Origin of the sequence: Pseudomonas sp. A014 (assembly GCF_052378495.1) — a bacterium.
Taxonomy (GTDB): domain Bacteria; phylum Pseudomonadota; class Gammaproteobacteria; order Pseudomonadales; family Pseudomonadaceae; genus Aquipseudomonas; species Aquipseudomonas machongensis.
Genome location: NZ_CP199001.1, coordinates 627,003 through 639,042, shown reverse-complemented (window position 1 = coordinate 639,042; position 12,040 = coordinate 627,003). Strand labels below are relative to the sequence as shown.

The following is a 12,040-nucleotide window of genomic DNA, read 5'->3' as shown; positions in this document are numbered from 1 at the left end:
ACTGGCCCGACCTTTGCTCTACGCTTTCCAACTCCCCAACAAACACAATAGCCAGGAGACACACCATGCGTTACGCACATCCCGGTACCGAGGGCGCCAAAGTCTCGTTCAAGAGCCGCTACGGCAACTACATCGGCGGCGAGTTCGTAGCTCCGGTCAAAGGGCAATACTTCGAGAACACCTCGCCGGTGAATGGCAAGCTGATCGCAGAATTCCCCCGCTCCACTGCCGAAGACATCGACAAAGCCCTGGATGCCGCCCACGCCGCCGCCGACGCCTGGGGCCGCACCAGCGTGCAGGACCGCTCCAACGTTCTGCTGAAGATCGCCGACCGCATCGAGCAGAACCTCGAAGTACTGGCCATCACCGAAACCTGGGACAACGGCAAACCGATCCGCGAGACCCTCAACGCCGACATCCCGCTGGCGGTCGATCATTTCCGCTATTTCGCCGGCTGCATTCGCGCCCAGGAAGGCGGCGCCGCCGAGATCAACGAAAACACTGTCGCCTACCACATCCACGAACCGCTGGGCGTGGTCGGCCAGATCATCCCGTGGAACTTCCCGCTGCTGATGGCCGCCTGGAAGCTCGCCCCGGCCCTGGCCGCCGGCAACTGCGTGGTGCTCAAGCCCGCCGAGCAGACCCCGCTGGGCATCACCGTACTGCTCGAACTGATCGGCGACCTGCTGCCCAAGGGCGTGCTCAACGTGGTCCAGGGCTACGGCCGCGAAGCCGGTGAAGCGCTGGCCACCAGCAAGCGCATCGCCAAGATCGCCTTCACCGGCTCCACCCCGGTGGGCTCGCACATCATGAAATGCGCCGCCGAGAACATCATCCCGTCCACCGTGGAGCTGGGCGGCAAGTCGCCGAACGTCTACTTCGAAGACATCATGCAAGCCGAGCCGACCTTCATCGAGAAGGCCGCCGAAGGCATGGTGCTGGCCTTCTTCAACCAGGGCGAGGTGTGCACCTGCCCGTCCCGCGCCCTGGTGCAGGAGTCGATCTATCCGCAGTTCATGGAAGTGGTGATGAAGAAGGTGCTGCAGATCAAGCGCGGCGACCCACTGGACACCGATACCATGGTCGGCGCGCAGGCCTCGCAGCAGCAGTTCGAGAAGATCCAGTCCTACCTCAAGATTGCCCAGGAAGAGGGCGCCGAGCTGCTGACAGGCGGCAAGGTAGAGCAACTCGATGGCTCGCTGGCCACCGGCTATTACATCCAGCCGACCCTGCTCAAGGGCAACAACAAGATGCGTGTGTTCCAGGAGGAAATCTTCGGCCCGGTGGTCAGCGTCACCACCTTCAAGGATGAAGCCGAAGCCCTGGCGATCGCCAACGACACCGAGTTCGGCCTGGGTGCCGGCGTCTGGACCCGCGATATCAACCGCGCCTACCGCATGGGCCGGGGCATCAAGGCCGGCCGCGTGTGGACCAACTGCTACCACCTGTACCCGGCGCATGCCGCGTTCGGTGGCTACAAGAAGTCCGGCGTCGGCCGTGAAACCCACAAGATGATGCTCGACCACTACCAGCAGACCAAGAACCTGCTGGTGAGCTACGACATCAATCCGCTGGGCTTCTTCTAAACCGAGGTGCGCCCTTCGCGGGCAAGTCGCAGCGGCGAACCGCCGCTGCGACTTGCCCGCGAAGAGGCCCGACCTGCATACACCAGATTTCAGGCCGGTTGGCGCACCCCAACCGCTCTGGCTCGCTTCCTGCAACACAATCACCAAGGTCCGGAACCCCTTCCGGCCCGCAAAAAAACAACAGGTGAATCCATGCCAAGCGATCAATCCGCCGGCACGCCGGCAAGTTCTTCCGTAGATTTCGAGAAAGTCGGCTCCGACTATTTCCAGCAGCGTGAACTGAAAAAAGGCGCCGCAGGCTGGGTCCTGCTGGTGGGCCTGGGCGTGGCCTACGTGATTTCCGGCGACTACGCCGGCTGGAACTTCGGCCTCGCCCAAGGTGGCTGGGGCGGCATGTTCCTGGCCACGCTGCTGATGGCCACCATGTACCTGTGCATGTGCTTCTCGCTGGCCGAACTGTCCTCGATGATACCCACCGCTGGCGGTGGCTACGGCTTCGCCCGCAGCGCGTTCGGGCCCTGGGGCGGCTTTCTCACCGGCACGGCGATCCTCATCGAATACGCCATCGCCCCCGCCGCCATCGCCGTGTTCATCGGCGCCTACTGCCAATCGCTGTTCGGCATCGGCGGCTGGATGATCTACCTGGCGTTCTACATCGTCTTCATCGGCATCCACATCTTCGGGGTCGGCGAGGCGCTGAAGCTGATGTTCATCATCACCGCCGTCGCTGCGATTGCACTGGCGGTGTTCCTGATCGGCATGGTGCCCCATTTTGATGCAGCCAACCTGTTCGACATCGCCAAGACCGACGCCGTCGGCGCCAGCAGCTTCCTGCCATTCGGCTATGTCGGCATCTGGGCGGCGATCCCCTATGCGATCTGGTTCTTCCTCGCCGTCGAAGGCGTGCCCCTGGCCGCAGAAGAGACCAAGAACCCCAAGCGCGACCTGCCCCGCGGCCTGATCGGCGCGATGCTGGTGCTGCTGGCCTTCGCCTTGCTGATCCTGGTGGTCGGCCCCGGCGGCGCCGGCTCCGAAGCACTCAAGGCTTCGGGCAACCCGCTGGTCGAGGCACTGTCGAAGGCGTACGGCGGCTCGACCTGGATGGGCGGCTTCGTCAACCTGGTCGGCCTGGCTGGGCTGATCGCCAGCTTCTTCTCGATCATCTACGCCTATTCGCGGCAGATCTTCGCGCTTTCGCGCGCGGGCTACCTGCCGCGCAAGCTCTCGCAAACCAACAAGAGCAAGGCGCCGGTGCTGGCCCTGGTGATCCCCGGCATCATCGGATTCGCCCTGTCGCTGACCGGCCAGGGTGACCTGCTGATCCTGGTCGCGGTGTTCGGCGCCACCCTGTCCTACGTACTGATGATGGCCGCGCACATCACCCTGCGCATTCGTCGACCGAAGATGGAGCGCCCGTACCGTACCCCCGGCGGCATCTTCACCTCGGGCGTAGCCCTGGTGCTGGCCTGCATCGCCGTGGTCGCCGGCTTCCTGGTCGACCCACGCGTGGTGATTGGCGCTGCCGTGATCTATGCGGTATTAATTGCCTACTTTGCTTTCTACAGTCGTCACCATCTGGTGGCCGGGACGCCGGAAGAGGAATTCGCCGCGATCCAGAAGGCCGAAGAGGCCTTGCACTGATCGCCGACTTACGCCGCAGGCCAGCCCTGCGGCGCTCTGGAGATTCTGTATGGCAAGTTTCGTACACACGGTAGGCAATCTGGTCTACCGCTTCGACAGCCTCAAGGAAGTCATGGCCAAGGCCAGTCCGGCGCGTTCGGGCGACTTCCTGGCCGGCGTCGCCGCCGCCAACGACGGCGAACGGGTCGCCGCGCAGATGGCCCTGGCCAACATCCCGCTCAATCACTTTCTCAGCGAAGCGCTGATCCCCTACGAACAGGACGAGATCACCCGGCTGATCATCGACACCCATGACGCCGCCGCGTTCGCCCCGGTCAGCCACCTCACCGTCGGCGGCCTGCGTGACTGGCTGCTCAGCGAAGCGGCCGACGAAGCCAGCCTGCGCGCCCTGGCCCCCGGCCTGACACCGGAAATGGCCGCCGCCGTGTCGAAGATCATGCGCGTCCAGGACCTGGTGCTGGTGGCACAGAAGATCCGCGTGGTCACCGCGTTTCGTGGCACCATGGGCTTGCGCGGGCGGCTGTCGACCCGTCTGCAGCCCAACCACCCCACCGACGAACCCGCCGGCATCGCCGCCAGCATCCTCGACGGCCTGCTGTACGGCAACGGCGACGCCATGATCGGCATCAACCCGGCGACCGACAGCATCGCCTCGATCTGTGCACTGCTGGAAATGCTCGACGCGATCATCCAGCGCTACGACATTCCCACCCAGGCCTGCGTGCTCACCCACGTCACCACCTCGATCGAGGCGATCAACCGCGGCGTGCCGCTGGACCTGGTGTTCCAGTCCATCGCCGGCACCGAGGCCGCCAACGCTGGCTTCGGCATCAACCTCAACGTACTCCAGGAAGGCTACGAGGCAGGGCTATCGCTCAAGCGCGGCACCCTCGGGCAGAACCTCATGTACTTCGAGACCGGCCAGGGCAGCGCGCTGTCGGCCAACGCCCACCACGGCGTCGATCAACAAACCTGCGAGACCCGCGCCTACGCCGTGGCGCGGCATTTCAAGCCATTCCTGGTCAACACCGTGGTCGGTTTCATCGGCCCGGAGTACCTGTACAACGGCAAGCAGATCATCCGCGCCGGCCTGGAAGACCACTTCTGCGGCAAGCTGCTCGGCGTGCCGATGGGTTGCGACATCTGCTACACCAACCACGCCGAAGCCGACCAGGATGACATGGACACCTTGCTGACCCTGCTCGGTGTCGCCGGGATCAACTTCATCATGGGCATCCCTGGCTCCGACGACATCATGCTCAACTACCAGACCACCTCGTTCCACGACGCGCTCTACGCGCGCCAGACGCTCGGCCTGAAACCCGGCCCGGAATTCGAGGCCTGGCTGGAACGCACCGGCATCTTCACCCAGGCCGACGGCCGGGTACGCTTCGGCGACAACCTGCCTCCGGCCTTCCGCCACGCGTTGGCGCAGCTCGCATAGGGACGACCATGGACCGACCTACCCCCACGCATGACAATCCCTGGCTGGCCCTGCGCAACCTGACGCCCGCGCGCATCGCCCTGGGCCGTACCGGTACCAGCCTGCCGACCGGGGCGCAGCTGGATTTCCAGTTCGCCCACGCCCAGGCCCGCGATGCGGTGCACCTGCCCTTCGACCATGCCGGCCTGCGCCAGCAACTGAGCGACCGTGGCCGTGAAAGCCTGTTGCTGCACAGCGCCGCCGCCGATCGTCACCAGTATCTGCAGCGTCCTGACCTTGGGCGTCGCCTGAGCGACGACTCGGCACTGAAACTGCGTGAACACGCCCAGGCCAACCCGGGCGGCGTCGATCTGGCAATCGTGGTGGCCGACGGCCTCTCGGCATTGGCCGTGCATCGCCACACGCTGCCCTTGCTGAGCCGCTTCGAGGAACAGGCCGCCGCCGATGGCTGGAGCAGCGCCCCGGTGATCCTGGTGGAACAGGGCCGAGTCGCGGTGGCCGACGAAGTCGGCGAGCTGCTCGGTGCGCGGATGACCGTGATGCTGATCGGCGAACGCCCTGGCCTGAGCTCGCCCGACAGCCTGGGCCTGTACTTCACCTACGCCCCGAAAGTGGGCCTGACCGACGCCTACCGCAACTGTATCTCCAACGTGCGCCTGGAAGGCCTGAGCTACGGCATGGCCGCGCATCGCCTGCTGTACCTGATGCGCGAGGCCTGTCGCCGGCAGCTTTCAGGGGTGAACCTGAAGGATGAAGCCGAGGTCCACAGCATCGACAGCGAAAACTCGTCCAGCAAATGCGGAAACTTCCTGCTCGGTGAAGGGTAGAAAACATGTAACCCAAGGCGGATTGCGCTTCTAGGCTGGCTTGGGGCAGCATGCCGGTACGAGGCAGCTTGCATCCCCCCGTTCCCACATGGACTCTGAGGCCTGCTCATGCGCATCATCAAGGCAACCCTGGAACACCTCGACCTGCTCACCCCGCTGTTCGTCACCTATCGCGAGTTCTATGGGCAACTGCCCTACCCGGACACCTCGCGCAGTTTTCTCGAGAAGCGCCTGAAACGCGGTGAATCGGTGATCTACCTGGCCCTGCCGGATGACGACAACAGCAAGCTGCTGGGTTTCTGCCAGCTCTACCCGAGTTTTTCCTCGCTGTCGCTCAAACGTGTGTGGATCCTCAACGATATCTACGTTGCCGAGGATTCCCGACGCATGCTGGTGGCCGACCACCTGATGCGCGAAGCCAAGAAGATGGCGAAGGAAACCAACGCCGTGCGCATGCGCGTATCCACCAGCAGCGACAACGAGGTAGCGATGAAGACCTACGAGTCCATGGGCTTTCGCAAGGATACCGAGTTCGAGAACTACGTCCTGCCGATCAGCCAGGATTGACCGACCGGGCTCATCTGAAATTGCTTGACGTGCCTCCTATTGCAAGCAACAGTCCTGTTCAGATCTGAAGGCCAGTGCCGTCCACCCTGCGGGGGACGGCTCGCGCCGCCCCGTAACCCCCCGCTACAAACTCCCCGGGCATCTTCACGACTTCGCCGTATAATGCCCCATTCGTCATGTGTGAAAAGTTACCCATCCACCGGTGAACATGCCCACGCAAAATGACGTCGTCCGTCATCGCGCGCCCGTGGAAGCGGGTCAAGACAACAGGTGCTGTACATGGAATTCAACCCGCTGGACCTTATCCTGCATCTCGATGCCTACCTCGACCTGCTGGTGACCAACTATGGTCCCTGGATCTACGCCATCCTGTTCGCGGTGATCTTCTGCGAGACCGGCCTGGTGGTCATGCCCTTCCTGCCGGGCGATTCGCTGCTGTTCATCGCCGGCGCCGTGGCCGCGGGCGGTGGCATGGATCCGGTACTGCTCGCCGGCCTGCTGATGGTCGCCGCGATCCTCGGCGACAGCACCAACTACGTGATCGGACGAACGGCCGGGGAACGCCTGTTCCGCAACCCGAACTCGAAGATCTTCCGCCGCGACTACCTGCAGCGCACCCACGAATTCTACGAGCGCCACGGCGGCAAGACCGTCACCCTTGCCCGCTTCCTGCCCATCCTGCGCACCTTCGCCCCGTTCGTCGCCGGCATTGCCCACATGCACTACCCGCGTTTCCTCGGTTTCAGCGTCGCCGGCACCCTGCTGTGGGTTGGCGGCCTGGTCACCCTGGGCTACTTCTTCGGTAACGTGCCTTTCATCAAGCAGCACCTGTCGCTGATGGTCGTGGCCATCATCGTCCTGTCGCTGGTGCCGATGATCCTGGGCCTGCTGCGTGGCCGACTGGGCCGTACCGCCAAGGCCCACTGACCGTCCATGTGGTCGTTCAGCGCCTGGCGGCGCAAGCGCACCCTGGCGCGCTACCAGGTCGATCAAGCGCTGTGGCAGGCGATCCGTGACCGCCTGCCCCTGCTCGACGGCATCAGCGACGAGGAAGACCGCTGGCTGCGCGAGGCCAGCGTGCTGTTTCTCTACGACAAGCACCTCACTACCCTGCCCGGCGTCGAGCTGGACGACGAGCAGCGCCTGTTCCTCGCGGCCCAGGCCCAGCTTCCACTGCTGCACCTGGGCGAGCTGAACTGGTACCAGGGCTTTCACGAGATCATCCTCTACCCCGACGACTTCAAGAGCCCCCAGCGCCACCGCGATGCCAGTGGTGTCGAGCATGTGTGGGACGGCGAACACAGCGGCGAGGCCTGGCAGCAGGGCCCGGTGATCATGGCCTGGGCCGGCGTCGAGGCCAGCGGCGGTTGGGAAGCCTACAACTTGGTGATCCACGAGCTGGCGCACAAGCTCGACATGCTCAACGGCGACGCCAACGGCCTGCCGCCCCTGCACCCGGGCATGGACGTCAATGCCTGGGCCCACGCCATGCAGCAGGCCTACGACGACCTCAACCGCCAGCTCGACGCCAACCCTGACCTGGAAACGGCCATCGATCCCTACGCTGCGGAAAATCCGGCCGAATTCTTCGCCGTGACCAGTGAATACTTCTTCAGTGCTCCAGACCTGCTGCACGAGAGTTATCCACAGGTGTACCGGCAATTGTCGCTGTTCTATCGCCAGGACCCGCTGGCCCGCCTGACACGCCTGCAGGCCGAACACCCGCAGTACCGCGACGCCCCCTCCTGATACGCCCGCACATCAGGCCGACCGTGGCATGCGCTGGCGGAATGTGCCTATAATCGCCGCCACTTTTTTGGTCAATCACGGGGGCAAAGCCCAATGAGCTACAGCAAGATTCCTGCGGGCAAGGACCTGCCGAACGACATCTACGTCGCCATCGAGATCCCTGCCAACCACGCGCCGATCAAATACGAGATCGACAAGGACAGCGATACCCTGTTCGTCGACCGTTTCATGGCGACCCCGATGTTCTACCCAGCCAACTACGGCTTCATCCCCAACACCCTGGCCGACGACGGTGATCCGCTGGACGTGCTGGTCGTCACCCCGTACCCGGTCGCCCCAGGCTCGGTGATCCGCGCCCGTCCGGTCGGCGTACTGAACATGACCGACGACGGCGGCGGCGACGCCAAGGTCATCGCCGTACCGCACGACAAGCTGTCGCAGCTGTACGTCGACGTGAAAGAGTACACCGACCTGCCGGCTCTGCTGATCCAGCAGATCGAGCACTTCTTCGCCAACTACAAGGATCTGGAGAAGGGCAAGTGGGTCAAGATCGAAGGCTGGGAAGGCGCTGACGCCGCCCGCGCCGCGATCACCAAGTCGGTTGCCGCCTACAAGGGCTGATGACTGCCTTGCCATGAAAAGCCCGGCATCTGTGCCGGGCTTTTTTATGCCTCTCGGATACAGACACCGTTTTCTTGCAGGGTCATCAAATGTCTCATCCAAAAATAAAAGAGAAATCCCACATCACCCTGCAAAAGCAGCCGACAACAGCCTCAGATTCCCACCCTTAGCATAAACACCCTGTTTATTTCCTCTCCTCGCACCACAATCTAGACTCGCCGCCATGAACAATTCCGGTGACCGTCTCAAGACCCTCCTGCAGGAATGTGGCCTGACCCCTTCCGACTTCGCCGCCCAGCGCAATGTCACGCCCCAGCATGTGAACAATTGGTTCAAACGGGGTATTCCCCTGGCGCGCCTGGACGAAATCGCCGACCTGTTCTGCGTCTATCGCCACTGGCTGCGCAGCGGCGAAGGCCCCAAGCACCCGAGTCCGATCCTGCGCCCCGGCCTGCCACAGCCCGAAACCGCGCCCCCTGGTCATGGCGGCAGGCAGATCTGCGTCGATTTCCATCGCCTGCTCGACGGCCAGCTCATACCGGACCCGGATCGCCACCTGTTGGTGTCGGCCCAGGCCTTGGAGACGCTTGGCATTCTTCCGGAAAACGCCATCTGCCTGGATATGCCGGACGCCAACATGGCACCGCTGATCCCCATTGGCGCCGCCCTGGCCATCGACCGCAGCCTGACCCGCGTGGTCGACGGGCAGACCTACGCGCTGATGCACGAGGGCCGGTTGCGGGTGCACAGCCTCAGCCTGAGCCAGAACGGCACGCTGTGCCTGCACAGCCACGACCGACGCAACTACGCCGTCGAGCGCTACACCCCGGCCCAACGCCACGCCCAGGGCATGCAGGTACTGGGTTGGGTATTCTGGTGGTCGTGGTTCAGCCGTCAGCGGCCCGTATGAAACACCCGGTGCCAATTTTCGCTGGGCATCCCTGGCGAGCCCTAGTATGCTACGCGGCACATTTAGCCGAGGGTCGGCAAAAGCCGCATCCCAGAGTACCTGACGACGCCCCACACGGCCGTTTGTCATCTTTTTCAGGCCTCGATGGCCAACCTGTTAAGGCGGTTGCGGCTTACCAAAAATTAGCCAAGCCCGTCCCCGAGAGCCGGCCACAAGCCGGCTTTTTACTGCCCGAAATCCAGCGCGCAATCCTTGCCCTTCGCGTTGTCTGCTACGCGGGTAGACTCGCTACCACGGCCCTGCCCCTGCTCAGGCGCAGCGCGTGACCAGTAGCCGTTCGCCGCGCAGTGTCACCTTCATATCCCCTTTCCCGTCAGCGTCCAGCAGACAGTCGGCAATCGCCGGCTCCAGCATCACCCGCACGCGTCGCCCAAGGGCCCTGGCCCCGAAACGTACGTCGTGCCCAGCGATCAGCCAGGCCCGCGCCGACTCGTCCAACTGCACGCGGCGCTGAGGCCCCAGGCGCTGCGCCAGCCTGGCCAACTCGATATCCAGCAACGCTTCCAGCCAGCGCCCTTCGATGCGCTCGAACATGAGGATGCGGTCGATGCGATTGAGAAACTCCGGTTCGAATCGCTGGTGCAGCGCGCGCTCGAGCACCTGCGCCTCGGACTCGCCGAACAGCGCCAGCCATCGCCGCCATCCCCGACGCATCCGCCGCCCGGCCTCACGCGCCCCCACGTTGCTGGTCATGAAAATCAGGCTGTTGCGAAAGTCCAGGGTGCGGGTGCCGCCCGCCAGGGTCAGGCGGCCGCTTTCGAGGATGCCCAGCAGGCTGCGCAGCACCTGGTCGCTGGCTTTTTCCAATTCATCGAACAACACGATGCCAGGGCGGCTGTAGCTGCCGGCAATCAGTGTCTCGTCGAACAGGCTGATGCCTTCCTTGCTGCCCACGTAGCCCGGCGGCGCCCCGGTCAACGACGCGGCGTAATGCTCCTGGGCCAGGGTCTGCATGTCGATGCGACACAACGCGTCGGGGCGGCCATGGATGGCCTGGGCGAGCAGACGCACGATCTCGGTCTTGCCGACCCCGGTCGGGCCCATGAACAGGTTCACGCCGAGCGGGCGCCCAGGGTCGCTGATGTCGGCCTTGAGCACCTTGAGCTGCGCCTCCACGGCCGCCAGCGCCACCTCCTGCCCGACGATGCGCTGGCGCAGCAGGCTCATCACCTGCTGCGGCTCGAACACGAAACGCGAGACCGGCGCACACGCCTGCAGAGACGACATGCCTCAACCCACGCTGCGTTCTTGGCCTTCGTGGGGCAACTGCCCCACCGGGCAATCGGCTACGCCGACCGTACGCCGGGTGATGCGCTCGACATTCTCCTGGGCTTTCTGCGCATCCAGTACCCAGGTGCGGTAGAACTCGAAGGGACAGTCGGCCACGCCCTTGTCGCCGTCGCCAGAGTCGAACACCCCGGTGTAGCCGCGGTGCAGCAACTTGAACAGGTGGTTCTGCGACTGGTCGTTGGCACGCGCATCGCGGATCTGCGAGATCGACAACTGGGCGTACTGGATACCCATCTCCTCCTCACCACACTCCCCCAGGGTACGGCCATCGAAGCCGATGATCGCCGAATGGCCAAAGTACGAGTACACGCCATCGAACCCCGCGGCGTTGGCCACCGCGACGTAGCAGTTGTTGGCCCAGGCCATGCTCTTGGACATCTGCACCTGCTGTTCCTTGGCCGGGTACATGTAGCCCTGGCAGCGCACGATCAGTTCGGCGCCCTTCATCGCGCAATCGCGCCAGATCTCCGGGTAGTTGCCGTCGTCGCAGATGATCAGGCTGATCTTCATGCCCTTGGGGCCGTCGCAGACGTAGGTGCGATCGCCCGGGTACCAGCCCTCGATGGGGCACCAGGGGATGCACTTGCGATAGCGCTGGACGATCTGCCCCTGGTTGTCGATCAGCACCAGGGTGTTGTACGGCGCCTTGTGCGGGTGTTCCTCGTGACGCTCGCCGGTCAGGGAAAACACCCCCCAGGTGTTGGCCTCGCGGCAGGCCGCCGAGAAGATCGCAGTTTCCTCGCCCGGTATGCTCGCGGCAGTGGCCATCATCTCGTCGTGGTCATAGAGGATGCCCATGGTGCTGTACTCGGGGAAGACCACCAGGTCCATGCCAGGCAACCCCTGCTTCATGCCCTTGATCATTTCGCCGATCTTGCGGGCGTTATCGATGACTTCGGCCTTGCTGTGCAGGCGCGGCATCTTGTAGTTCACGACAGCAACGCCGACGGTGTCGGGGCTGCTGGAAATATCGCCGTGGCGCATGAAAACGAACCTCGTTCAGTGGCTGATCATCCAGGGCCGCGGCCCGGTCTTGCTCTTGAGGCCGAGTGGGTTGGCCTTGGTCGGCTCCACCGCCTTGCTTGGCGAACAACAACCACAGCCGGCCGGATGGCGCCGCTGCTGGTACTCGGCGACGGTCTGCGGCGCATGGGCGCTGCGTTCGTTGGTGGCGATGGCCTGGCGCTGGCTGGCGGACAGGGTGGCCAGTGCCGGCGCCGATACCTGCAATCCGCCGGCGGCCGTGCCGCAATACGGGCACTGGCACGGCTCGTGGCGCTGGGCGATCGGTCGCAGCATGCTGAAGGTGCCGCACTCGGGGCAGGCATATTCGTAGGTCGGCATG

General features: G+C 64.1%; 12 protein-coding genes. 9 read left to right on the top strand and 3 right to left on the bottom strand.

Annotated features, from left to right (window positions below):
* Window positions 1-65 precede the first annotated feature (65 nt).
* From exaC to ACTYOL_RS02990, 9 genes are all read left to right on the top strand, one after another.
* The gene (gene exaC / locus ACTYOL_RS03030; RefSeq protein WP_054892793.1) at window positions 66-1,586 is read left to right on the top strand and encodes an acetaldehyde dehydrogenase ExaC; all 1,521 of its coding nucleotides are present in this window, start codon (window positions 66-68) and stop codon (window positions 1,584-1,586) included.
* Window positions 1,587-1,778: 192 nt separating this feature from the next.
* The gene (gene eat / locus ACTYOL_RS03025; protein WP_054892792.1) at window positions 1,779-3,227 is read left to right on the top strand and encodes an ethanolamine permease; all 1,449 of its coding nucleotides are present in this window, start codon (window positions 1,779-1,781) and stop codon (window positions 3,225-3,227) included.
* A gap of 49 nt (window positions 3,228-3,276) precedes the next feature.
* Window positions 3,277-4,671, top strand: coding sequence for an ethanolamine ammonia-lyase subunit EutB (locus tag ACTYOL_RS03020; protein WP_065861503.1), 1,395 nt, complete (start codon window positions 3,277-3,279; stop codon window positions 4,669-4,671).
* An 8-nt stretch (window positions 4,672-4,679) separates the two neighbouring features.
* Window positions 4,680-5,498, top strand: coding sequence for an ethanolamine ammonia-lyase subunit EutC (eutC, locus tag ACTYOL_RS03015; RefSeq protein WP_444757519.1), 819 nt, complete (start codon window positions 4,680-4,682; stop codon window positions 5,496-5,498).
* Between the two features lie 108 nt (window positions 5,499-5,606).
* Window positions 5,607-6,065, top strand: a complete 459-nt coding sequence (locus tag ACTYOL_RS03010) for a GNAT family N-acetyltransferase (protein ID WP_054892789.1) — start codon at window positions 5,607-5,609, stop codon at window positions 6,063-6,065.
* 279 nt (window positions 6,066-6,344) lie between these two features.
* Complete coding sequence (locus ACTYOL_RS03005) at window positions 6,345-6,992, top strand: DedA family protein (protein WP_054892787.1); 648 nt, start codon at window positions 6,345-6,347, stop codon at window positions 6,990-6,992.
* 6 nt (window positions 6,993-6,998) lie between these two features.
* Complete coding sequence (locus ACTYOL_RS03000; RefSeq protein WP_153774442.1) at window positions 6,999-7,814, top strand: M90 family metallopeptidase; 816 nt, start codon at window positions 6,999-7,001, stop codon at window positions 7,812-7,814.
* A 93-nt stretch (window positions 7,815-7,907) separates the two neighbouring features.
* Window positions 7,908-8,435 carry an inorganic diphosphatase gene (gene ppa, locus ACTYOL_RS02995; protein WP_003255365.1) on the top strand — a complete coding sequence of 176 codons (528 nt, stop codon included), beginning with the start codon at window positions 7,908-7,910 and terminating at the stop codon, window positions 8,433-8,435.
* A gap of 223 nt (window positions 8,436-8,658) precedes the next feature.
* Window positions 8,659-9,345: a LexA family transcriptional regulator gene (locus ACTYOL_RS02990; RefSeq protein ID WP_444757518.1), complete on the top strand. Its 687-nt coding sequence runs from the start codon at window positions 8,659-8,661 to the stop codon at window positions 9,343-9,345.
* A 309-nt stretch (window positions 9,346-9,654) separates the two neighbouring features.
* Here ACTYOL_RS02990 and ACTYOL_RS02985 read toward each other — a convergent pair whose 3' ends face one another.
* From ACTYOL_RS02985 to ACTYOL_RS02975, 3 genes are read right to left on the bottom strand one after another with little or no spacing between them, the layout of a single operon-like run.
* Window positions 9,655-10,632, bottom strand: coding sequence for an AAA family ATPase (locus ACTYOL_RS02985; RefSeq protein ID WP_054892784.1), 978 nt, complete (start codon window positions 10,630-10,632; stop codon window positions 9,655-9,657).
* Window positions 10,633-10,635: 3 nt separating this feature from the next.
* Window positions 10,636-11,679 carry an aliphatic amidase gene (locus ACTYOL_RS02980; protein WP_054892783.1) on the bottom strand — a complete coding sequence of 348 codons (1,044 nt, stop codon included), beginning with the start codon at window positions 11,677-11,679 and terminating at the stop codon, window positions 10,636-10,638.
* Window positions 11,680-11,694: 15 nt separating this feature from the next.
* Window positions 11,695-12,039 carry an FmdB family zinc ribbon protein gene (locus ACTYOL_RS02975; protein WP_054892782.1) on the bottom strand — a complete coding sequence of 115 codons (345 nt, stop codon included), beginning with the start codon at window positions 12,037-12,039 and terminating at the stop codon, window positions 11,695-11,697.
* Window position 12,040: the final 1 nt, after the last annotated feature.